We start from the raw sequence: 19,072 nt of genomic DNA, 5'->3' as shown, positions 1-19,072 counted from the left end.
TCAGTCCGGCAGCAGGCTTTCGCCGGCGAACAGCTCTTGAATCGTCTCGCGGCGACGCACTTCGTGCGCGGCCGAGCCATCCACCAGCACCTCGGCGGCGCGGCCCCGGGTGTTGTAGTTGGAACTCATCACGAAACCATAGGCGCCGGCCGAACGAACGGCCAGCAGGTCACCTTCTTCCAGGGCGAGGCGGCGGTCCTTGGCGAGGAAGTCGCCGGTTTCGCAGATCGGCCCGACCAGGTCGTAGGTGCGCGCTTCGCCGTCACGGGCGACGACCGGGGTCACGTCCATCCAGGCCTGGTACAGCGCCGGGCGGATCAGGTCGTTCATCGCCGCATCGACGATGGCGAAGTCTTTGTCTTGGGTGTGTTTCAGGTACTCGACGCGGGTCAGCAGCACGCCGGCGTTGGCGGCGATGTTGCGGCCCGGCTCGAACACCAGCGCCAGCGGGCGGTTGCCCAGGCGCTCGCGCAGGGCGCGGATGTACTCGGCAGGCGCAGGCGGTGTCTCGTCGCGGTAGCGCACGCCGAGGCCGCCGCCCAGGTCCAGGTGGCGGATGGCGATGCCGCGCGCGGCGAGGCGATCCACCAGTGCCAGCAGGCGGTCGAGGGCGTCGAGGAAGGGTTCCAGGCTGGTCAGCTGCGAGCCGATGTGGCAATCGACGCCGATCACGTCCAGGTTCGGCAGCTGCGCGGCGCGGGCGTAGACCGCCTCGGCGGCGTCGATGGCGATGCCGAACTTGTTTTCCTTCAGGCCCGTGGCGATGTACGGGTGGGTCTGCGCGTCGACGTCCGGGTTGACCCGCAGGGACACCGGCGCCTTCACCCCCAGTTCGGCGGCAACCGCCTGCAGGCGTTCCAGCTCCACCTCGGATTCGACATTGAAGCAGTGCACGCCGACCTGCAGGGCTCGGCGCATGTCCTCGCGGGTCTTGCCGACACCGGAGAACACCACTTTCGCCGGATCGCCACCGGCGGCCAGCACGCGCTCCAGTTCGCCGCGGGAGACGATGTCGAAGCCCGCGCCCAGGCGCGCCAGCACGTTCAGCACGGCGAGGTTGGAGTTGGCCTTGACCGCGAAGCACACCAGATGCGGCACGCCCGCCAGGGCGTCAGCGTAGGCGCGGTATTGCTGCGTCAGGTGCGCGCGGGAATAGACGTAGGTCGGCGTGCCGAAGCGCTCGGCGATCGCCGACAACGGCACGTCCTCCGCGAACAGTTGCCCGTCGCGGACGGAGAAGGCGTCCATGGGAGCTGCCCTCAGAGACCGTAGCGGTCCTTGCTGTGTTCGCTCTTGGCCTTCTCGTCGTCCGGCAGGTACAGCGGGCCTTTCTGGCCACAGCCGGCCAGCGCGGCGGTCAGCACGGCCAGCGCGACGAAGGGAAGCAGCAGTCGCTTCATGGCGGAATCCTTGTAATAAAGCGTCAATTGCACCGGAGTATACCGACCCCCCGCCGGCTTGCCTATTCGAGCGGGCTCCCGCCCGGCGGGGCTTGCGGGTCGCGCCGGGCGGGCAACTGGCCCTATGATGCGGGCAAAAAACGGAAAGCCCGATGGACTATCGCGATCCACTGCCCAGTTCGGTATCGGTGGCCTACCTGCAGGGCCTCGTGGAGCATCTGCAACGCCAGGGCGTAGACCCTGCGCGGCTGCTGGCGACGGTGCACCTGGAACCCTCGATCCTCGCCCAGCGCGACCAGCGCATCGCCGCCAGCGCGTACCTGGAACTGGTGGGCGCCGGAATGCGGCTCAGTGGCGACGACAACCTCGGCCTGCACCTGGGCGAGGCGGTGCGACCAGGCTACTACGGGGTGCTGGGCTACCTGATCATGAGTTGCGCGACCCTCGCCGATGCGCTGCACCGCCAGGCCCGCTACGCCGCGCTGGTGGGCAATCTGGGGCGCGTGGAACTGGCCGACGAGCCGCCGCGCGCGGGCTGCGAAGCCCTGGTGAAGCACAGCTGGGAGCCGCTGCTGCCGCAACAGCAGCGGCAGATGAGCGAGGAGACCCTGGCCGGCTGGGTCAGCTTCGGCCACTGGGTCAGTGGCGTGGACGAGGCGCCTTTCGAGGTGCGCTTCCGCCACGGCGCGCCGGCCGACACGCGCGAGCATCAGCGCATCTTCCGCTGCCCGGTGCTGTTCGATCAGCCGGACAACGCCCTGGTCTTCCCCAAGCGCCTGCTGGCGCTGCCGCTGGGCCAGGCCGACGCCCAGGTGCGCAGTACCCTGGACGCCTACGCCGAACGCCTGCTGGCGGAGATCAACAAGGGCGACAGCGTGCTCGACCGCGCTCGCCTGGAGCTGGCGCGCCAGTTGCCGGAGCAGGGCGCGGACCTCGAGCGCCTGTCGCAGACGCTGGCGTTGAGCCCCCGCACCCTGCAGCGCCGTCTGCGCGAAACGGGCCTTTCCTTCAGCCAACTGGTGGACGAAACCCGCCAGCAACTGGTACTGCACTACCTGCGCGACCCGGCGCTGGACAGCGCCGACATCGCCTACCTGCTGGGCTTCAGCGAAGCCGGCTCGCTTGCCCGCGCATTCCGGCGCTGGACGGGGCAGAGTCTGGGCCAATACCGGCGTAAACTGGTGCCTTTGACCGATCCCGAGGACGATGCATGAGCACTTTGAGCGAAGCCCGCTTCCATGACCTGGTGGACGCCGTACAGGTAACGGTGGAGGACGCCTTCGACGACAGCGACCTGGACGTGGACCTGGAGAACTCCAGCGGCGTACTGACCGTGCGCTTCGAGAACGGCACCCAGCTGATCCTCAGCCGCCAGCCGGCCCTGCGCCAGCTGTGGGTGGCGGCGCGCTCCGGCGGCTTCCACTTCGACTACGACGAATCCGGCTCGCTGTGGATCAGCGACAGCACCCGCGAGCCGCTGGGTGCGTTGCTCAACCGCGCCACGCTGGAGCAGGCGGGCGAGGATGTCGACTTCCCCGGCATCTGAGCCGCCGGCGAGGGTTGCCTCGCCGTGCTGCCGGCGCTGTTGCCTGGACGAGGCGGACATCTGCCTGGGCTGCGGCCGCACCCTGGGCGAGATCCTGGAGTGGAACGAAGCCGACGCCGAGCGCCGCCGGGCGATCCTGGCGGACTGCGAAAAGCGCCGAAACAACCGCCCACCTGCGTGGTGATGGGTTGGTGTTGCTTATTTTCTGTGCTGTGTTAGTGTCCGGAAAAACCCCGCCTTAGGGCGGGGTTTTTCATTTTTCGAATTCCAGAACGCTTTCAGTACCGCAAGCTTTCGATACCAGAGAACCAGGGCCCCGAACGCGCGAGCGTCCGGGGCTCTCCTCTAAGGAGACTGCCGACCATCATGACCACGACACCCATCACCGTTACCCGACTCGACCTGCAACGTCTGGAGCGCCTGCTCGACAGCCTGGATGAGTACGGTCCCGCTGCCGAGGCGCTGGAGGCTGAACTGGCCCGTGCTGCGGTCGTCGGCCACGACGAGGTACCGCCGGGCGTGGTCACGATGAACTCCACCGTGCGCTGCCGCGAGGAAGGCAGCGGCAAGGAGTACCACCTGACGCTGGTCTACCCGGCCGACGCCGGCGGCGAAGGCAAGGTGTCGATCCTCGCCCCGGTGGGTACCGCGCTGCTGGGCCTGACCACCGGCCAGAGCATCGATTGGCCGGCGCCCAGCGGCAAGACGCTGAATCTGACCCTGCTGGAAGTGGAATACCAGCCCGAGGCTGCCGGCGACTTCGATCGCTGAGCGTTCAGTCTCTGAAGAGCCCGCCTCCGGGCGTTTCGCGCCGCGGCCATTCAGGCCTCGGCCAGCGCCCGGTTCAGAGCCAGCTCCAGGCTCTGCTTGTAACGCAGGAAATGCACCGTCTGTAGCTCGCCGCCTTCCTGCATCGCCGTCAGGTCGAGGTCGGTGATGTAGCAGGGATAGCGCTCCTGGCCGCTGCGCTGGCCGAGGATGTGCTGGGCCACCGCCTGGAACAGCCCGTCGCCGTACTCCAGTTCCGAGAATTCGCGGTGGTTGCAGTACAGCGTGATGCGGGCGCGTTGCCCGTCGCCCGGCTCGATGATCGCCTGCACGTTGTAGTACGGCTGCGTTTCCAGCGCTTGCGGAGTGGTGCGCCGCTCGATCCGCTGGGCGCGCTGATGGCCGTTGGGCAGGACCTCGTAGAAGAGGATCTCCGCACCCACCGTGCGCTGGCCTTCGACCAGCGGCAGCAGCGCGTTGCGCCGGTACTGCACCGATTGCAGGAAGCGTTGCAGCGGCAGCAGCAGGCTTTCCTCACTGTCGTAGGCCTGGCGACGGCGCCAGAGCGCGTTGCGCTCGTCGAGGATGCTGATCTCCGCGTTGCCCTCGTCCAGGCGGTAGAACACCTGCACGCAGTTGGCCCGTCCCAGCGGCAGGATCAGCGCCAGGTCTTCGCCTTCCAGCGCGTGCCGGTCCAGTTGCAGGTAGCCGTTGTCCTGCTGCGTGTCGCCCAGGTGTTCGATCAGCGCCGGCATCCCTTCCACCACCCGGTGGCTGACATCGCCCGGTGTCAGCTGCAGCAGATGGAAGTGCTGCCGCACCTGCAGCAAGAAGCGCCCGCCGCGTCCGCTGGCGAGCTGGCCGTGGGCATCGCGGATCAGGTCTTCCACGCGCTGGGCGATGGCGACCGCGCGGTTGCGGCAGAAGCAGCGCACCAGCAGGCGCGGCGGCGGAGCGTCGGTCGGCAGGCCGTTGAGGAAGTCGCGCAGGCAGTCGAGCAGTGCGTGGGGCCCGGCGAAGCGGTTGACCATCAGCTCGTTCCAGCTGTTCAGGGTGATCTGGTCGAGGGTCAGCACCAGGTTGTCGCGCACGCCGGAGTAGCCGAGGGAATCGGTGCGTTCGGTGGTCATGTGCACGTTCATCTGGCTGTGCTGAGGCAACGGGTCGAGTCCGACGTTAACCAGGATCAGCGTCTGCGCTGGCACGCTGCTGCGCAGCAGGGCGCTTTCCGGCACCTCGGCGAGCGGCAGCGGGAAGGCCTGTTGCAGGCAGCCCAGCAGGTTCTGCAGTTCGAACTCGCTGAGGTCGCTGGCGCCCGGTTGCAGGGACAGGCGTGTGGTGGCATCGATCACGCCGTTGCGGTGACTCCAGGCCAGCAGCTCCATCAGGTCGCGGGCGCGGCGCAGCGGGGCGAAGTCGGCCATTTCCTGCAGTGACAGGCTGCCGCTGAACAGCGCCCAGTACGGCGGCTTGCCGGCTTCGGCGGGCAGCTGGGCGAGGGTGAGGATGTCTTCGGCGACGTCCGGGGCGATGCCCGGGTTGATGAACTCGACCTTGCCGGCCTTGCGCTCGAAGGCGGCGTACAGGCGCCGGCCGAGCACGCTCAGGTCGCGCGGGTCGATGCCGCTGGCAGCCTGTTGCAGGCGGGCGAACTGGGAGAGGAAGCGGTAGCTGTGGGTCAGCTCGTTGACCAGCGCGCGGCGCTCCAGCAGCACCTGGCGGACCTTCCACTGGCTGCGGCTGTCGAGCAGCCCGTAGGTGCGGCTGTCCCAGTTCCATTCGGCGGACAGGCGCTCCATCAGCTTGCGCTGCCAGCTCTTGTGGCCCTGGCGCGGCGGGCGGCTGAGTTTCTTGCCGACCTTCAGGTAAAGGCAGCGGCGGATCAGCTCCAGGCGCTCCCGCTCGCCGCGCGCCGAAAGGTATTCCTCCAGGCGACGGTAGAGCATCACGTAGGGATCGAGCTCGTCCTCGTCGAGCCGCCCGGCGTAGATCGCCTGCTTGTAGAGCAGGCTCAGACAGGCGCCGTTCGGGTGCTCGCTGGCGTAGACCTCGGTGAGCAGCAGCTTGAGCACCGACTTGTAGGGCGACTCGATGCCCTTGAACAGCTGCCACATGCCCGCGCCGATGAATTCGCCGGGCGGGATGCGCGCCAGGTGGCCGAGGTCGAGAACATCTTCGGCGCGGATGAAGCGCTTGCTCAGCAGCGTCTGGCAGTACTGCGCGTAGCGGCCCTCTTCATAGACCGGCACCAGCCACCACAATGGCGTGCGGCCGCCGAGCCAGATGGCGGTGCGATAGAACTCGTCGAGCAGCAGGTAGTGCTGGCTGGTGCCGCAGTCGTCGGAGGTCAGGCGGGTGTCGCGCGCGCCCTGAGTGAAGCGCTGCGGCTCGATGAAGAAGCAGTGCACCTCGGCGCCCTGGGTCGCGGCCCACTGTTCCAGCAGGTCGCACTTGCGGCGCAGTTCGGCCAGTTCCTGCGGGGATAGATCGGAGGCGTGGCAGACCCACAGGTCCAGGTCGCTCTGCTCGGCCTGGGCGACGGTGCCCAGGCTGCCCATCAGGAACAGGCCGTGGATCGGCAATGGCGGGTCGCCGCGGCGTGGTTTGTAGCTGAAGGAGCGGGTCAGGCGCTGGGCTTCGGCGAGCAGCTCGTCGTCCGGGACGAAGTTGGACAGGCCCGCCGGCGTTGCCGCCGACACATAGCCGGGCAGCAGCGGATGGTTCACGTCCAGCAGCAGCGGCAGCAGCTTCAACACCAGCTGCTGGCGGGTGGACAGCGCTTCGCTGGCGCGCCGCAGGCGGCCGGCATTGACCTTCAGGAAGCGCTGGCGCAACTGCGCCAATACCTTGCGGTCGATGCCGTCGTCGATGTCCGGGCGAATCTCGGGGGTGAGCGTCATGGCGTACTACGGCCTGGCCAACGGCGCCGCATCAGGGGGTGCGGCGCCCGGAAATTTGCCAGGTTATCGCCCGCTCATGGCGAATCTTGAGATCAGCTGCGCAGGATGCCCAGCAGGACCTGGGCATGCTCGGCGGCGTCGAGACCCAGGCTGGTCAGGTAGCCGCCGTCGGGTTTGTCGATCAGCCCCTTGGCGTGCAGGCGTTCGGCGGCCGCGACGGTGTCCCGCGAGGCGTCGTGGTGGACTTTCAATCCCGCCTGGCTGTTCTCCAGATCGTAGAGCGCCAGCAGGTCCAGTTCCGCAACCATATCTTTGGTGAAAGCCATACGCGCAACTCCCAATGGTCAGTGAGACCCCAGTGTAGTCTCAACTCCGACCGGTTCGGCAAGCGCTCTTATGCCTCGGTGCCGTCGGGCAGGGTCGGCAGCGCGCGCAGGGCCTGCTCGTACCACTCGCCGTCGAAGGCGCGGTCGTCGGCCAGCATGGCCTCGATTTCGTGGGCGAGCACCAGGGCCATCAGGTGCAGCGCATCCTCGCGCTCGTAGCCGACCAGGGTGAGCTTGTTGAACACCGCGCGGGCGGCCGGTGGGCTCTCGCTCTCGATCTGGTTTTCGATGGCCTGGATCAGGGTTTCTTCGGCGAAGGACTCTTCGCCATCGTCTTGGTCGGTCATCACGTTGCTCTCCGATGGACTTGTGAAGCGGCGGGAAGTTGGCCAACCTGCGGGCAACTTCGGCTTGTAGAAGGACTGTCGGGCGACATGATCACCTATTACACCCTCGTCGGCGACCGCCTGGTGCGCCACAACGGCAGCGAATGCCACGGCATGCCCAAGGACACCCTGTGGATCGACCTGTTCCAGCCCACGCTGGAGGAGGAGCAGCTACTGGAGTCGATCATCGCGGTGGATGTGCCGACCCGCGAGGAAATGGCCGAGATCGAGGACTCTTCGCGCTTCTACGAGAGCAATGGGGCGCTGTACATGACCACCACAGTGGTCGGCGGCATCCGCGAGCACAAGCCGAGCACCTCTGAGGTCACCTGCGTGCTGACCCCGCACTGGCTGGTGACGGTGCGCTACACCGACCTGCTGGCCTTCCGCACCTTCGAGGCGCGCACCCAGCGCGGCGGCTGCCAGGGCAAGAGCGACCAGTTGTTCGTGACCCTGATGGACAGCGTGGTGGACCGCATCGCCGACGTGCTGGAGACGGTACAGCAACAGCTCGATTCGCTGTCCAACGGCATTTTCCAGGAAGGCCAGGCCCGCGGCGGCAAGACCGACCTGCAGGGCATCGTCAAGCAGCTGGGGAGGGGCAACTCGCTGCTCTCCAAGCTCAACGAAAGCCTGCTGAGCATCAGCCGGCCGCTGTCCTACTTCCGTCAGGGCAGCAACGGCTGGATCAGCGAGGAGACCAAGCTGGGCATGAAGTCGGTGGAGCGCGACGTGCGCTCGCTGAGCGAGTACCAGTCGAAGATGTCGGCGGAGATCACCTTCCTGCTCGACTCCACGCTCGGCCTGATCAACATCGAGCAGAACAGCATCATCAAGGTGTTCTCCATCGCCGCCGTGCTGTTCCTGCCGCCGACCCTGGTGGGCACGGTGTATGGCATGAACTTCCAGCACATGCCGGAGCTGGCCTGGATGGCCGGCTACCCGATGGCGCTGGTGGCGATGGTGGTCTCGGCGATCATTCCCTACTACTGGTTCAAGTACAAAGGCTGGTTGTAAGGCGTTGATGCGGGTCAACGAGGGCCCGCGATGCGGATTGCACAGTGGAGGGCCGACCCCGTCTCACAGGAGGAGACCATGCCGCAGCCCGACGCCAACAAGCCCCTTCCCGCCCATACCCCCACCGCCGGTGGCGAGGACATCCGCGCGCAAAGCCACGGACCGGTAGCGCTGACCGTGGCCATGGCTCCGCGCGGCAGCAACGAGGACTCCACGTCCGCCGAGCTGCCCGCCGGCTACCCCTACCGCACCCGCCTGCAGCGCAAGGCGTACGAGAAGCAGAAGGCGCAGCTGCAGGTCGAACTGCTGAAGGTGCAGAGCTGGGTGAAGGAAACCGGCCAGCGCATCGTCGTGCTCTTCGAGGGCCGCGACGCCGCCGGCAAGGGCGGCACCATCAAGCGCTTCATGGAACACTTGAACCCGCGCGGCGCCCGCGTCGTGGCGCTGGAGAAACCCAGCGACGCCGAACGCGGGCAGTGGTACTTCCAGCGCTACGTCCAGCATCTGCCCACCGCTGGCGAGATCGTCTTCTTCGACCGCTCCTGGTACAACCGCGCCGGCGTCGAGCGGGTCATGGGCTTCTGCTCGCCGCGCCAGTACCTGGAGTTCATGCAGCAGACTCCGGAGCTGGAGCGCATGCTGGTACGCAACGGCATCCACCTGTTCAAGTTCTGGTTTTCGGTGAGCCGCGAGGAGCAGCTGCGCCGCTTCGTCTCGCGCCGCGACGATCCGCTCAAGCACTGGAAGCTGTCGCCCATCGACATCCAGTCGCTGGACCGCTGGGACGAGTACACCCAGGCCAAGGAGGCGATGTTCTTCCACACCGACACCGCCGATGCGCCCTGGGTGGTGATCAAGTCCGACGACAAGAAGCGCGCGCGGCTGAACTGCCTGCGCCACTTCCTGCACTCGCTGGACTACCCCGGCAAGGACCCGAGGATCGCCCACGCGCCGGACGAGCTGCTGGTCGGCCGGGCCGCCGAGCTGGACCGTGACGAACTGGAGCGCCTGGTACCGGCCCCGGTCCCGGTGGCGGAGCCGGTCCCGGCCTGAGTCCTTATTCCTGGCTGAGCTGCATCAACTGGCCGGACACCGCCCGGGCGTTGCGTTCGACGATGATCGGCGCCCACGGCCGGCCGGAGGCGCTGACCACGGTGTTGCTCCTGCTGTTCATGTCCTGCAGCGCCTTGCTCAGGTACTCCCAGCGGGTGCGCAGCTTCTTGGTCGCATCGCTGTCCGGCAGTTGCTCGATGCGCTGCGACAGCAGTGGAACCAGCACGCGCTCGTCCTGGCCCAGGTACTCCTGGGATTGTTCGCGCGCCAGTTCCAGCCCGCTCAGGTAGGCGCGGCCCAGGTACTGGGTGGCGAGGAATTCGACCCGTACCGGCAGCTGCCACAGCGGAATCTGGTTGGCGTCGGCGCTGGCGGGGACGAAGCGTTCGATCTGGCTCAACAAGTCGCGCACGGCGCGGCTGAGTTCCTGGTTGTAGCGCCAGGGCAGGTCTTCTTCCTTGGGGCCGTAGGAAACGCCATTGCGTATCTGGGTAACGAAGGCGGTGTGGGCCTTTTTCAGCGCCTCATCGGATTTGGGGTAGGTCTTGACCGCCTGGTCCAGCGTGGCGAGGTCTTTCTCCAGTTGGGCGGCGTGTTCTTCCTGGAAGCCTTCGCCGCGCAGCAACAGCAGGCTGTTGATCGAGCGGCAGGTGTAGACCTGCAAGGTCTGCAGCTGCAGTTCGTCGCTGGGCAGGTTGGCCTGGGCGGAGAGGGCGAGGAGTCCGAAACAGCACAGCAGAATACCGCGAAGCACATCGAGCTTTCGGAGCATGGCGGGCGTTTCCTTGTTGTTATTGTGTGCCGCGCCAGGCGTCGGGGCGTGGGCATCTTGGCGCCAGAGTCGCGGCTACTCCAAGGCTAGCGCTGAACGGTGCCTCTGCAACCATCCAAAAGGAGGATTCGTCGGGAGGCAGGCTCAGGCATGTGCGGCGTGGCGCAGGCGCTCGCGGTCGAGAATCTCGATGCCGCCATAGCTCAGGCGCAGGATGCCCTGGGCTTCCAGCTCCTTGAGGATCTGGTTGGTGGTCTGCCGCGACAGCGACAGCATGGCCGCCAGCTGGTCCTGGGGCAGGTGCAGCTCGCGCTTGGCGGTGGCCGACTCGCCGTAGCCCTCGGCGATCATCAAGAGGCGCCGGGCCAGGCGCGGCGCGGCCGGCAGCAGCGACAGCTCCTCCAGCACGGCAAAGGTGATGCGCAGCTTGTGGCTCATCAGCAGGGCGAAGTCGCGCCAGTATTCCGGGTGCTGCGCCAGCAGGGCCTGCAGCGGTGCCAGGGGCACCTGCAGGAGGACGGTGGCACCTTCGGCGTAGGCGTCGTGGGTGCGCGGCTGGCCGTCGAACAGGCAGATCTCGCCGAACCAGTTGGGCGGCTCGACCAGGGCCAACAGCGCTTCCTTGCCGCTCTCGCCGACCACACTGACGCGGATCGCGCCTTCCACCACGCAATACAGACCGCAGGGCGCATCGCCACGGGCGAACAGCCGCTGCCCGGCTGGCAGGCGGCGCACCAGGGCGGCGGCGCACAGCGCGTGGCGCAGGCTTTCGGGCAGGGCCTGGAACCAGCGGCCTTCATTGAGGCGAGGCAGGAAGGGTTTGGCGTCGGTCATGGGCTTTGTCGGCTAACTGACAGAGTGGGAAAGCGCGCAAACGCCATCATGCCAGCACCTTGCGGGAGAACAACAATGAAAACGCTCGTCGATCACCTTGCCCAATATGCCGCCTACCACCGTGACCGGCGGAATATCGTCAGCCACTTCATCGGCATTCCGATGATCGTGCTGTCCATCGCTACCCTGCTGTCGCGCCCCGGCGTCGAACTGGCCGGCCTGCTGGTCTCGCCCGCCGCGCTGCTGGCGCTGGTCTCGGTGGTGTTCTACCTGCGCCTGGATCTGCGCTTCGGCGTGCTGATGGCGGCGTTGCTGGGGCTTTCGCTCTGGAGCGGGGCCGCTTTCGCCGCGGGCTCCACCGCATCCTGGCTGGCCTGGGGCATCGGCCTGTTCGTGGTCGGCTGGATCATCCAGTTCGTCGGCCACTGGTACGAAGGCCGCAAGCCGGCGTTCGTCGATGACCTCACCGGGCTGATCGTCGGCCCGCTGTTCGTCGCCGCCGAGGCGGCCTTCCTGCTCGGCCTGCGCGACGAGGTCCGTCATGCCGTGGAAGAGCGCGCCGGCCCCACCTGCATCCGCGAGAAGAAGGCGACCGCCTGACCGGCCTCATTCCGCGCCGCTGAGCTGGCGCAGGATGCGCGCGCTGTCGGGGTCGGCGGGGAAGAAGGTTTCCAGGGCCAACTCCGACAGCGTCACGTCCACCGGCGTGCCGAACACCGTGATGGTGCCGATCAGGCTGCACACGCCCAGTTCGGTCTGCAGTTGCACCGGGATCAGCACCATGTCGCCGCTGGCGCTCTCGTCGTAGGGCGGCGCCGGATAGGCGGCCACTTCGTCGCGCAACGCCGCCAGTGCCGGGTCGCCGCTGGCCTCGAAGTCGTGCTGCAGGCGCGCCACCACGTGCGCCTTCCACGCCCCGAGATTGAGGATGCGCGGCGCCAGGCCCTTGGGATGGAGGCTCATGCGCAGCACGTTGATCGGCGGTTGCAGCAGCTCCGGATCGACGCCGATCAGGAAGATATCCACCGTGCGGTTGGACGCCAGCAGGTTCCAGTGGCGGTCCACCACCATCGCCGGGTTCGGCTCATGGGCCTTGAGCAGCTGGTCGATGGCCTGTTTCGCCACGGTCAGCGCCGGGTCGTCCAGGCCCTTTTCCGAATACACCGGCGCGTAGCCGGCGGCGCTGAGCAGGCGGTTGCGTTCGCGCAGGGGAATGTCCAGCTGTTCGGCCAGATGCAGGAGCATCTCGCGGCTGGGCAGGGCGCGTCCGGTTTCGACGAAGCTCAGATGGCGCGTGGAAATCTCCGCGTCGCAGGCGAGGTCGAGCTGGCTGAGTCGGCGGCGCTGGCGCCATTGGCGGAGCAGGGCGCCGACGGGGTGGGCTGGGCTGTTCTGGGCTGGACTGTTCATGGCATCGAACGATAGACCCTGCACTTCATTGCGGCCATTACCTGGCAGGTAATCGACGCGCGGCAGGCTCGGGCGGATTCTGCAGCCACACGCCGCCAATCGGTGGCGACACTTGAAGGAGCTTCGCCATGAGTCTGCTGCAACCGTCCCCGCTGCTTCGCCTTACCTTGAAGATCGACGCCCTCGCCGGCGGCGCCATGGGCCTGCTGATGGCGCTGGCCGCGCAGCCGCTCGGCGAGCTGTTCGGCCTGCCCTTCGTCCTGCTGATGGTGGCCGGCATCGTGCTGTTGCCGCTGGCGCTGGTGCTCTACTGGATGAGCAACCAGCCGGCGCTGTCCCGCACCGGCGTCTGGGCGGTAATCGCGCTGAATGGCCTGTGGGTGGTGGAGAGCATCGCTCTGCTGGTGACCGGCTATGTACAACCGACCACTCTGGGTTATGCCTTTGTCATCGGACAGGCGCTGGTGGTCCTGCTGTTCGCCGAGCTGGAGTTCTTCGGCCTGCGCCGGTCGGCTGTGCTGGCGCTGTGAATGCAACAAAAGTAGGGCGCATAACGCGCCAGCGTTATCCGCCGGACCTGCGCCGGCGGATAACCTGTTCCAGGTTATGCGCCCTACGGTGTTGTTTCGCTTCCGTTCTGGCCTTGGGTTCGCGAGCAAGCTCGCTCCTACAGGGTGCGCTCTTCGTAGGAGCGAGCTTGCTCGCGAACCGCTTTAAGCCAGCGCTTCGCGGACGAAATCGAGGCGATCCTGACCGAAGAACATCTCGTCGCCGACGAACATCGTCGGTGCGCCGAACATCCCGCGCTTGATCGCCGCCTCGGTGTTGGCCTTGAGCGCATCCTTCACTTCCTGCTCGGCGGTCAGTGCCAGCAGCGCCTGCGGATCGAAGCCCGCTTCGGCCAGCAACGGGCCGAGCACGGCCGGGTCGCCCAGGTTCAGCGCGTCCACCCACATGCCCTTGAACACGCAGGCCAGCAGCGCCTCGAAGCGTTCCGGCTGGCGCATCTGGATGCCGGTGGCGGCACGCATCAGGGTGAGGGTGGTGATCGGGAAATGCGGGTTCATCTTCAGCGGCACGCCGTAGCGGCGGGCGAAGCGCAGCATGTCGATCAGGGTGTAGCGGCCCTTGGCCGGGATGGCGATGGGCGAGGCGTTGCCGGTGGCCTGGAATACGCCGCCCAGCAGTACCGGGCGATAGACCAGCTCGGCGCCGGTTTCGGCGCAGATCGCCGGCAGCTGGGTGTAGGCGAGATACGAAGTCGGGCTGCCGAAATCGAAGAAGAACTCGACGCTCTTGCTCATGAGTGGCTCTCTCTTTTTTATAGATTCGAAAAATCGACAGACGACCTTGCGAGCTGGAGCCAGGCTAGGCGGAGTCCAGCAGGGGCGCGGACCTTTTGCTTTGATAGTCAGCGTTTGTAAATGAGCAGCCCTGCTGGATTGCAACGACGCCTGGCCGACGCGCAGCTAGTCGTCTTTCGATTTTTCACCAGCGCTCGATCCAGGGGCGCAGGTCCAGTTCGAAGGTCCAGGCATCGCGCGGCTGGCTGTGCAGGTACCAGTAGCTGTCGGCGATGTGTTCGGGGTTCAGGATGCCGTCCTGGTCCTTGAGCTTGTAGCGCTCGGGGAAGGTCTCGCGGATGAACTCGGTGTCGATGGCGCCGTCCACCACCACGTGGGCGACGTGCAGACCCATCGGCCCCAGCTCGCGGGCCATGCTCTGGGCCAGGGCGCGGATGCCGTGTTTGGCCCCGGCGAAGGCGGCGAAGCCCGAGGCGCCGCGCAGGCCGGCGGTGGCGCCGGTGAAGAGGATGGTGCCGCGCTGGCGCTTGACCATGCGCTTGGCCACTTCGCGGCCGGTGAGGAAGCCGGAGAAGCAGGCCATCTCCCAGATCTTGAAGTACTTGCGCGCGGTCTCTTCGAGGATGCTGCAGGGCACATTGGCGCCGATGTTGAAGACGAAGGCTTCGATGGGGCCGATGTCGCGCTCGATGGTTTCCACCAGCTCGATCACTGCCTCCTCCTTGCGCGCGTCGGAGGCGAAACCGTGGGCCTCGCCGCCTTCGGCGCGGATCGCGTCCACCAGCGGCTGAAGCTTGTCCGCCGAACGCCGGGTGACGCAGGCGACATAGCCTTCGCGGGCGAAGCGGCGGGCGATGGCGCCGCCGGTGGCGTCGCCGGCGCCGATCACCAGTACGACTTTCTTGTTCTGCGACATCCTCGTTTTCCTCTTTGGTAAACGATCGTTAGGTAAACGAACGTTATGCTATTCTCCGGCGGACCGTCAACACGCTTTCCGGAGTCGCCCGATGCGCTACTCAGCCACCCATAAGGAAGAAACCCGCCAGCGCCTGCTCGACAGCAGCGGCGCGATTGCCAAGCAGGGCGGTTTCGCCACCACCGGCGTGGACGGGCTGATGAAGGCGGTGGGCTTGTCCGGCGGGGCGTTCTACAACCACTTCGGCTCCAAGGACGAGCTGTTCGCCGCCATCGTCGAGCGCGAGTTGCAGCAGAGCGTCGAACGGCTCGCGGCCAGGGGCAAGGTGCTGGATCGCGCCCGTCTTGAGCGTGGGCTCACGCGTTACCTGAATGTCGCCCACGTGCGGGACGCCGCCGCCGGTTGCGCGATTCCGGCGCTGGGGGCGGAGATCGCCCGTGCGGACGTATCCGTGCGGCAGGGCGCCGAGGATGCGTTGGTGGAACTGCAACAGGCCTGGGCCGAGGTGCTGGGTTCGCAGGAGGATGCCTGGGCGCTGCTGGCGCAGTGTGTCGGCGCGCTCATGCTGGCGCGGATGGTGGCGAGCGAGAAGGTGCAGAAGATGATCGTCGAGTCGAGCCGGGACTTCCTGCTGCGGCATCTGGATGAAGCTGAGCGGGCTTAACACTTGTAGGTGCGAGGGGGACGCCTAGTTCTTGCTCGCGAACAGACCCTCGCTCGGGGTCGGGTTCGCGAGCAAGCTCGCTCCTACAGAAAAACAATCCGGCGCGAGATTAAATACCGCGAATCGCCAGGTCCGCGCCCAGCAGCAACAGCCCACCGAAGAAGCAGCGGCGAAACGCCAGCGGGCTGATCCGCGAGCGCAGCCAGGTGCCCAGGTACATGCCTGCCAATGCCGGCAGCAGGGCCAGCAGGGAGAGGCCGAGCACGTCCGCCTGCAGCAGCGATCCGTGCTGGCTGAGGGTGATCGCCAGGGCCAGCGTCGAGACGGTGAACGACAGCCCCAGCGCCTGCACCAGGTCGTCCTTCTCCAACCCGAGCGCTTGCAGGAAGGGTACGGCGGGAATCACGAAGACGCCGGTCACGGCCGTGACGCCGCCGGTGATCACGCCGATCAGCGGCGACAGCCAGCCTTCATGCCGGGGTGCGACGCTGAAGCGCTTGTTCGACAGCCCCAGCAACGCATAGAGGATCAGCGCCACGCCCAGCAGTGGCGTGGCTGCCGGCCAGTTCTCTCCCGCCAGCAGCCAGCCTACCGCCAGCGTGCCAAGGACGATGCCCGCCAGCATGCCCCACAGGCGCTTGAGCAGCCCGAGGAAGCGCGGGCCGGCGGCGAGTTGCCAGATATTGGTGACGGTGGAAGGTACGACGAGGATCGCGGCGGCCTGCATCGGCGGCATCACCAATCCGAGCAGGCCGACGGCGACCGTGGGCAGGCCGAGGCCCACCACGCCTTTCACCAGGCCGGCGAGGAGGAAGGTGAGGACGATCAGTTCGAGGTGCTGGGGGAGGGCGTCGAACATGGGCGGGCCTGTTGAAAAGCAAGGCCGGCAGGATACGAGGGTTTGGGAGTCAGGGGAAAGCTCGGTCCCTCTCCCCAGCCCTCTCCCTTCAGGGTTAGGGAGAGGGCAATCCCCCGCGCAGGAGCATGGTGCGGGAGGCGCTCGATCAGATATTCGCCACCGGCTGATAGGCCTTCGGCTTGAAGTACAGCGTCTCGCCACGGGCCAGGCCCGTCAGGCTGTCGTGGTCCTTCACCACTTCGGCTTCGATCAGCTCGTCCTGGCCCTCTACCTTCAAGGTCACGCGGGTGATCGCGCCCAGCGGGCGGATGTCGCGGACTTCGGCGGCGCGGTGCTCGGCCACTTCGGAGCGCGACAGCGAGACCTCGTGCGGGCGGAACAGCACGTGCTCGTCACCGCCGATGTGCAGGCGGTTGGAGTCGCCGAGGAAGTGGTAGACGAAGTCGCTGGCCGGGTTCTCGTAGACCTCGCCAGGGGAGCCGATCTGCTCGATCACGCCCTTGTTCATCACCACGATGCGGTCGGCGACTTCCATCGCTTCTTCCTGGTCGTGGGTGACGAACACCGAGGTCAGGTTGATCTCCTCGTGCAGGCGCGCCAGCCAGCGGCGCAGCTCCTTGCGCACCTTGGCGTCGAGGGCGCCGAAGGGTTCGTCCAGCAGCAGGATCTTCGGCTCCACCGCCAGGGCGCGGGCCAGGGCGATACGCTGGCGCTGGCCGCCGGAGAGCTGCTCCGGGTAGCGGTCGGCCAGCCAGTCCAGCTGCACCATGTTCAGCAGTTCGTGGACTTTTTCGGCGATGCGCGACTCGCTCGGGCGCACCGATTTCGGCTTCATGCGCAGGCCGAAGGCGACGTTGTCGAACACCGTCATGTGGCGGAACAGCGCGTAGTGCTGGAACACGAAGCCGACGTTGCGATCGCGCACGTCGTGCTGCGAGACGTCCTCGCCGTGGAACACGATGTTGCCGGCGTCCGGGGTTTCCAGACCGGCGATGATGCGCAGCAGGGTGGTCTTGCCGCAGCCCGACGGGCCGAGCAGGGCGACCAGCTCGCCGCTGTGGATGTCCAGGTTGATGTCGTTCAGCGCCTTGAAGGCGTTGAAGTTCTTGCTGACGTTACGGATCTCGATGCTCATGGTGTGGCTCTCACTCTTCGTCAGCCTTGACTTTGGCGCGGGTCAGGCGCGATTCGCTCCACTGCTTGAGCAGCAGGATGACCAGGGCCATCAGCAGCAGCAGGGTGGCGACGCTGAAAGCGGCGACGTGGTTGTACTCGTTGTAGAGGATTTCGACGTGCAGCGGCAGGGTGTTGGTGACGCCGCGGATGTGCCCGGAGACCACCGACACTGCGCCGAACTCGCCCATGGCCCGCGCGGTGCACAGCACCACGCCGTAGATCAGGCCCCATTTGATGTTCGGCAGGGTCACGTGCCAGAACATCTGCCAGCCGTTGGCGCCGAGCAGGCGCGCGGCTTCCTCTTCCTGCGTACCCTGCTCCTGCATCAGCGGGATCAGTTCGCGGGCGACGAAGGGGAAGGTGACGAAGATGGTGGCCAGGACGATGCCGGGCACGGCGAAGACGATCTGGATGTCGTGGTCCGACAGCCACTGGCCGAAGTAGCCCTGGGCGCCGAACAGCAGCACGTAGATCAGACCGGCGATCACCGGGGAGACCGAGAACGGCAGGTCGATCAGGGTCACCAGGATGCTCTTGCCGGGGAACTCGAACTTGGTCACGCACCAGGCGGCGGCGACGCCGAACACCAGGTTCAGCGGCACCGAGATGCCCACGGCGATCAGCGTAAGCTTCAGCGCGGACAGCGCGTCGGGTTCCAGGATGGCCTCGAAGAAGGTGCCAAAGCCCTGCTTCAGCGCCTCGCTCAGCACCACGAACAGCGGCAGCAGCAGGAACAGGGCGAAGGCCAGCCAGGCCAGCGCGATCAGGGCGCGACGGCCCCAGACATTACCCCGGCGAGCAGCATTGGCAGCGGCCGCGGCGGAAAGGCTTGCGGTACTCATGGCGCGCTCCTCAAGGCGTTTCGATGCGGCGTTGCAGCAGGTTGATCAGCAGCAGCAGGACGAAGGCGACGACCAGCATCAGCACGCCGATGGCGGTGGCGCCGGTGTAGTCGTACTGGTCCAGCTTGACCATGATCAGCAGCGGCAGGATCTCGGTCTTCATCGGCATGTTGCCGGCGATGAAGATCACCGAGCCGTACTCGCCCACGCCGCGGGCGAAGGCCAGGGCGAAACCGGTCAGCCAGGCCGGCAACAGGGCCGGCAGCAGCACGTGGCGGAATACCTGCAGCGGCTTGGCGCCCAAGCACGCAGCGGCTTCTTCCACTTCACGCGGGATGTCCGCCAGCACCGGTTGCACCGTGCGCACGACGAACGGCAGGACCACGAAGGTCAGCGCCAGGGTGATGCCCAGCGGGGTGTAGGCGATCTTCAGGCCGATCTCGGTGGCGAAGCGGCCGACCAGGCCGTTGGGCGCGTACAGCGCGGTCAGCGCGATACCGGCCACGGCGGTGGGCAGGGCGAAGGGCAGGTCGATCATCGCGTCGATGATCTTGCGGCCCGGGAAGCGGTAGCGCACCAGCACCCAGGCCAGCAGGGTGCCGATCACGCCGTTGATCAGGGCGGCGATCAGCGCGGTGCCGAAGCTCAGCTTGAGCGCGGCGATGACGCGCGGCGCGGTGATGATGGTCCAGAACTGATCCCAGGAGAGTTGGGTCGTCTTGAGGAACATGGCCCCCAGCGGAATCAGCACCAACAGGCTGAGATACACCAGGGTGTAGCCCAGAGTCAGCCCGAAGCCGGGTATGACCGGGGAGATGCGTCGTGACATTGGCTGTCCTTTCTCATTAACGCGTTGAGCCCCCGCCATGGGGCGGGGGTTTTTCCTTCCGCGCGAGCTG

23 protein-coding genes are annotated in these 19,072 nt (G+C 66.7%); 9 read left to right on the top strand and 14 right to left on the bottom strand.

Translation table 11 applies throughout. The features are described from left to right. Together lysA and ACAW63_RS03500 are read right to left on the bottom strand one after the other, a co-directional pair. A complete protein-coding gene (gene lysA, locus ACAW63_RS03505; protein ID WP_371231726.1) occupies window positions 1-1,248 on the bottom strand; it encodes a diaminopimelate decarboxylase in 1,248 nt (415 codons plus the stop codon). Between the two features lie 11 nt (window positions 1,249-1,259). Beyond that, complete coding sequence (locus ACAW63_RS03500; RefSeq protein ID WP_015479508.1) at window positions 1,260-1,400, bottom strand: lipoprotein; 141 nt, start codon at window positions 1,398-1,400, stop codon at window positions 1,260-1,262. Between the two features lie 152 nt (window positions 1,401-1,552). Here ACAW63_RS03500 and ACAW63_RS03495 point away from each other — a divergent pair, with 152 nt between their 5' ends. The 4 genes from ACAW63_RS03495 to rnk all read left to right on the top strand — a co-directional run bounded on the left by ACAW63_RS03495 (window position 1,553) and on the right by rnk (window position 3,717). Then, window positions 1,553-2,614, top strand: a complete 1,062-nt coding sequence (locus tag ACAW63_RS03495; RefSeq protein WP_371231724.1) for an AraC family transcriptional regulator — start codon at window positions 1,553-1,555, stop codon at window positions 2,612-2,614. Beyond that, a complete protein-coding gene (cyaY, locus tag ACAW63_RS03490; protein ID WP_015479506.1) occupies window positions 2,611-2,946 on the top strand; it encodes an iron donor protein CyaY in 336 nt (111 codons plus the stop codon). The genes ACAW63_RS03495 and cyaY overlap by 4 nt, the downstream gene beginning before the upstream one ends. Then, window positions 2,924-3,130, top strand: coding sequence for a DUF1289 domain-containing protein (locus ACAW63_RS03485; RefSeq protein WP_371231722.1), 207 nt, complete (start codon window positions 2,924-2,926; stop codon window positions 3,128-3,130). The genes cyaY and ACAW63_RS03485 overlap by 23 nt, the downstream gene beginning before the upstream one ends. Window positions 3,131-3,312: 182 nt before the next feature. Next, window positions 3,313-3,717 carry a nucleoside diphosphate kinase regulator gene (gene rnk / locus ACAW63_RS03480; RefSeq protein WP_371231720.1) on the top strand — a complete coding sequence of 135 codons (405 nt, stop codon included), beginning with the start codon at window positions 3,313-3,315 and terminating at the stop codon, window positions 3,715-3,717. A gap of 50 nt (window positions 3,718-3,767) precedes the next feature. Here the strand turns inward: rnk and ACAW63_RS03475 are convergent, their stop codons facing one another. From ACAW63_RS03475 to ACAW63_RS03465, 3 genes are all read right to left on the bottom strand, one after another. After that, a complete protein-coding gene (locus ACAW63_RS03475; protein WP_371231718.1) occupies window positions 3,768-6,614 on the bottom strand; it encodes a class I adenylate cyclase in 2,847 nt (948 codons plus the stop codon). 92 nt (window positions 6,615-6,706) lie between these two features. Then, on the bottom strand, window positions 6,707-6,940 hold the full coding sequence (locus ACAW63_RS03470) for a TIGR02647 family protein (protein ID WP_371231716.1): 234 nt from the start codon (window positions 6,938-6,940) through the stop codon (window positions 6,707-6,709). A 68-nt stretch (window positions 6,941-7,008) separates the two neighbouring features. Next, window positions 7,009-7,287 (bottom strand): hypothetical protein, encoded by a 279-nt coding sequence (locus ACAW63_RS03465; protein ID WP_371231714.1) that lies wholly within the window; start codon window positions 7,285-7,287, stop codon window positions 7,009-7,011. An 87-nt stretch (window positions 7,288-7,374) separates the two neighbouring features. Between ACAW63_RS03465 and ACAW63_RS03460 the strand changes: the two genes are divergently transcribed. Further along, window positions 7,375-8,343 (top strand): magnesium transporter CorA family protein, encoded by a 969-nt coding sequence (locus ACAW63_RS03460; protein WP_371231713.1) that lies wholly within the window; start codon window positions 7,375-7,377, stop codon window positions 8,341-8,343. A 183-nt stretch (window positions 8,344-8,526) separates the two neighbouring features. Next, window positions 8,527-9,396, top strand: a complete 870-nt coding sequence (ppk2, locus tag ACAW63_RS03455; RefSeq protein WP_371234561.1) for a polyphosphate kinase 2 — start codon at window positions 8,527-8,529, stop codon at window positions 9,394-9,396. A 4-nt stretch (window positions 9,397-9,400) separates the two neighbouring features. On the opposite strand, the gene ACAW63_RS03450 is transcribed toward ppk2, so the two are convergent. Both ACAW63_RS03450 and ACAW63_RS03445 read right to left on the bottom strand, forming a co-directional pair. Continuing rightward, entirely contained in the window at window positions 9,401-10,168 is a 768-nt protein-coding gene (locus tag ACAW63_RS03450; RefSeq protein WP_371231711.1) for a hypothetical protein, read from the bottom strand. Between the two features lie 144 nt (window positions 10,169-10,312). Beyond that, a complete protein-coding gene (locus tag ACAW63_RS03445) occupies window positions 10,313-11,002 on the bottom strand; it encodes a Crp/Fnr family transcriptional regulator (protein WP_343578098.1) in 690 nt (229 codons plus the stop codon). Between the two features lie 75 nt (window positions 11,003-11,077). On the opposite strand from ACAW63_RS03445, the gene ACAW63_RS03440 reads away from it, so the two are divergent. Continuing rightward, window positions 11,078-11,602 (top strand): DUF962 domain-containing protein, encoded by a 525-nt coding sequence (locus ACAW63_RS03440; RefSeq protein WP_371231709.1) that lies wholly within the window; start codon window positions 11,078-11,080, stop codon window positions 11,600-11,602. A 6-nt stretch (window positions 11,603-11,608) separates the two neighbouring features. Here the strand turns inward: ACAW63_RS03440 and ACAW63_RS03435 are convergent, their stop codons facing one another. Further along, entirely contained in the window at window positions 11,609-12,412 is an 804-nt protein-coding gene (locus ACAW63_RS03435; RefSeq protein ID WP_371231708.1) for a helix-turn-helix domain-containing protein, read from the bottom strand. Between the two features lie 128 nt (window positions 12,413-12,540). Here ACAW63_RS03435 and ACAW63_RS03430 point away from each other — a divergent pair, with 128 nt between their 5' ends. Further along, window positions 12,541-12,942, top strand: coding sequence for a hypothetical protein (locus ACAW63_RS03430; RefSeq protein ID WP_371231706.1), 402 nt, complete (start codon window positions 12,541-12,543; stop codon window positions 12,940-12,942). Window positions 12,943-13,125: 183 nt separating this feature from the next. Here ACAW63_RS03430 and ACAW63_RS03425 read toward each other — a convergent pair whose 3' ends face one another. Further along, complete coding sequence (locus ACAW63_RS03425; protein WP_371231704.1) at window positions 13,126-13,716, bottom strand: 2-hydroxychromene-2-carboxylate isomerase; 591 nt, start codon at window positions 13,714-13,716, stop codon at window positions 13,126-13,128. A gap of 184 nt (window positions 13,717-13,900) precedes the next feature. Beyond that, the gene (locus ACAW63_RS03420; RefSeq protein ID WP_371231702.1) at window positions 13,901-14,632 is read right to left on the bottom strand and encodes an SDR family oxidoreductase; all 732 of its coding nucleotides are present in this window, start codon (window positions 14,630-14,632) and stop codon (window positions 13,901-13,903) included. Between the two features lie 91 nt (window positions 14,633-14,723). Between ACAW63_RS03420 and ACAW63_RS03415 the strand changes: the two genes are divergently transcribed. Further along, on the top strand, window positions 14,724-15,296 hold the full coding sequence (locus tag ACAW63_RS03415) for a TetR/AcrR family transcriptional regulator (protein WP_371231700.1): 573 nt from the start codon (window positions 14,724-14,726) through the stop codon (window positions 15,294-15,296). Window positions 15,297-15,405: 109 nt separating this feature from the next. Here ACAW63_RS03415 and ACAW63_RS03410 read toward each other — a convergent pair whose 3' ends face one another. The 4 genes from ACAW63_RS03410 to cysT all read right to left on the bottom strand — a co-directional run bounded on the left by ACAW63_RS03410 (window position 15,406) and on the right by cysT (window position 19,002). After that, window positions 15,406-16,155 (bottom strand): sulfite exporter TauE/SafE family protein, encoded by a 750-nt coding sequence (locus tag ACAW63_RS03410; RefSeq protein WP_371231698.1) that lies wholly within the window; start codon window positions 16,153-16,155, stop codon window positions 15,406-15,408. A gap of 145 nt (window positions 16,156-16,300) precedes the next feature. Further along, window positions 16,301-17,290, bottom strand: a complete 990-nt coding sequence (locus ACAW63_RS03405; protein WP_371231697.1) for a sulfate/molybdate ABC transporter ATP-binding protein — start codon at window positions 17,288-17,290, stop codon at window positions 16,301-16,303. A 10-nt stretch (window positions 17,291-17,300) separates the two neighbouring features. Beyond that, window positions 17,301-18,173, bottom strand: a complete 873-nt coding sequence (cysW, locus tag ACAW63_RS03400; RefSeq protein WP_371231695.1) for a sulfate ABC transporter permease subunit CysW — start codon at window positions 18,171-18,173, stop codon at window positions 17,301-17,303. A gap of 10 nt (window positions 18,174-18,183) precedes the next feature. Next, entirely contained in the window at window positions 18,184-19,002 is an 819-nt protein-coding gene (gene cysT / locus ACAW63_RS03395; RefSeq protein ID WP_017520777.1) for a sulfate ABC transporter permease subunit CysT, read from the bottom strand. Window positions 19,003-19,072: the final 70 nt, after the last annotated feature.

The organism is Pseudomonas sp. QE6, assembly GCF_041379005.1.
Lineage (GTDB): Bacteria > Pseudomonadota > Gammaproteobacteria > Pseudomonadales > Pseudomonadaceae > Pseudomonas.
The sequence above is the reverse complement of the archived record's forward strand: the minus strand, read 5'-3'. Positions and strand labels throughout refer to the sequence as shown.

Bases quoted from the DNA above. Each gene is read 5' to 3' on its own strand.
- ACAW63_RS03485 (WP_371231722.1), top strand. From the start codon at position 2,924: ATGTCGACTTCCCCGGCATCTGAGCCGCCGGCGAGGGTTGCCTCGCCG.
- ACAW63_RS03425 (WP_371231704.1), bottom strand. From the start codon at position 13,716: ATGAGCAAGAGCGTCGAGTTCTTCTTCGATTTCGGCAGCCCGACTTCG.
- ACAW63_RS03435 (WP_371231708.1), bottom strand. From the start codon at position 12,412: ATGAACAGTCCAGCCCAGAACAGCCCAGCCCACCCCGTCGGCGCCCTG.
- ACAW63_RS03500 (WP_015479508.1), bottom strand. From the start codon at position 1,400: ATGAAGCGACTGCTGCTTCCCTTCGTCGCGCTGGCCGTGCTGACCGCC.
- ACAW63_RS03430 (WP_371231706.1), top strand. From the start codon at position 12,541: ATGAGTCTGCTGCAACCGTCCCCGCTGCTTCGCCTTACCTTGAAGATC.
- ACAW63_RS03470 (WP_371231716.1), bottom strand. From the start codon at position 6,940: ATGGCTTTCACCAAAGATATGGTTGCGGAACTGGACCTGCTGGCGCTC.
- ppk2 (WP_371234561.1), top strand. From the start codon at position 8,527: ATGGCTCCGCGCGGCAGCAACGAGGACTCCACGTCCGCCGAGCTGCCC.
- ACAW63_RS03410 (WP_371231698.1), bottom strand. From the start codon at position 16,155: ATGTTCGACGCCCTCCCCCAGCACCTCGAACTGATCGTCCTCACCTTC.
- ACAW63_RS03440 (WP_371231709.1), top strand. From the start codon at position 11,078: ATGAAAACGCTCGTCGATCACCTTGCCCAATATGCCGCCTACCACCGT.
- ACAW63_RS03450 (WP_371231711.1), bottom strand. From the start codon at position 10,168: ATGCTCCGAAAGCTCGATGTGCTTCGCGGTATTCTGCTGTGCTGTTTC.
- ACAW63_RS03445 (WP_343578098.1), bottom strand. From the start codon at position 11,002: ATGACCGACGCCAAACCCTTCCTGCCTCGCCTCAATGAAGGCCGCTGG.
- cyaY (WP_015479506.1), top strand. From the start codon at position 2,611: ATGAGCACTTTGAGCGAAGCCCGCTTCCATGACCTGGTGGACGCCGTA.
- ACAW63_RS03495 (WP_371231724.1), top strand. From the start codon at position 1,553: ATGGACTATCGCGATCCACTGCCCAGTTCGGTATCGGTGGCCTACCTG.
- ACAW63_RS03465 (WP_371231714.1), bottom strand. From the start codon at position 7,287: ATGACCGACCAAGACGATGGCGAAGAGTCCTTCGCCGAAGAAACCCTG.
- cysT (WP_017520777.1), bottom strand. From the start codon at position 19,002: ATGTCACGACGCATCTCCCCGGTCATACCCGGCTTCGGGCTGACTCTG.
- ACAW63_RS03475 (WP_371231718.1), bottom strand. From the start codon at position 6,614: ATGACGCTCACCCCCGAGATTCGCCCGGACATCGACGACGGCATCGAC.
- rnk (WP_371231720.1), top strand. From the start codon at position 3,313: ATGACCACGACACCCATCACCGTTACCCGACTCGACCTGCAACGTCTG.
- ACAW63_RS03460 (WP_371231713.1), top strand. From the start codon at position 7,375: ATGATCACCTATTACACCCTCGTCGGCGACCGCCTGGTGCGCCACAAC.
- lysA (WP_371231726.1), bottom strand. From the start codon at position 1,248: ATGGACGCCTTCTCCGTCCGCGACGGGCAACTGTTCGCGGAGGACGTG.
- ACAW63_RS03420 (WP_371231702.1), bottom strand. From the start codon at position 14,632: ATGTCGCAGAACAAGAAAGTCGTACTGGTGATCGGCGCCGGCGACGCC.
- cysW (WP_371231695.1), bottom strand. From the start codon at position 18,173: ATGAGTACCGCAAGCCTTTCCGCCGCGGCCGCTGCCAATGCTGCTCGC.
- ACAW63_RS03415 (WP_371231700.1), top strand. From the start codon at position 14,724: ATGCGCTACTCAGCCACCCATAAGGAAGAAACCCGCCAGCGCCTGCTC.
- ACAW63_RS03405 (WP_371231697.1), bottom strand. From the start codon at position 17,290: ATGAGCATCGAGATCCGTAACGTCAGCAAGAACTTCAACGCCTTCAAG.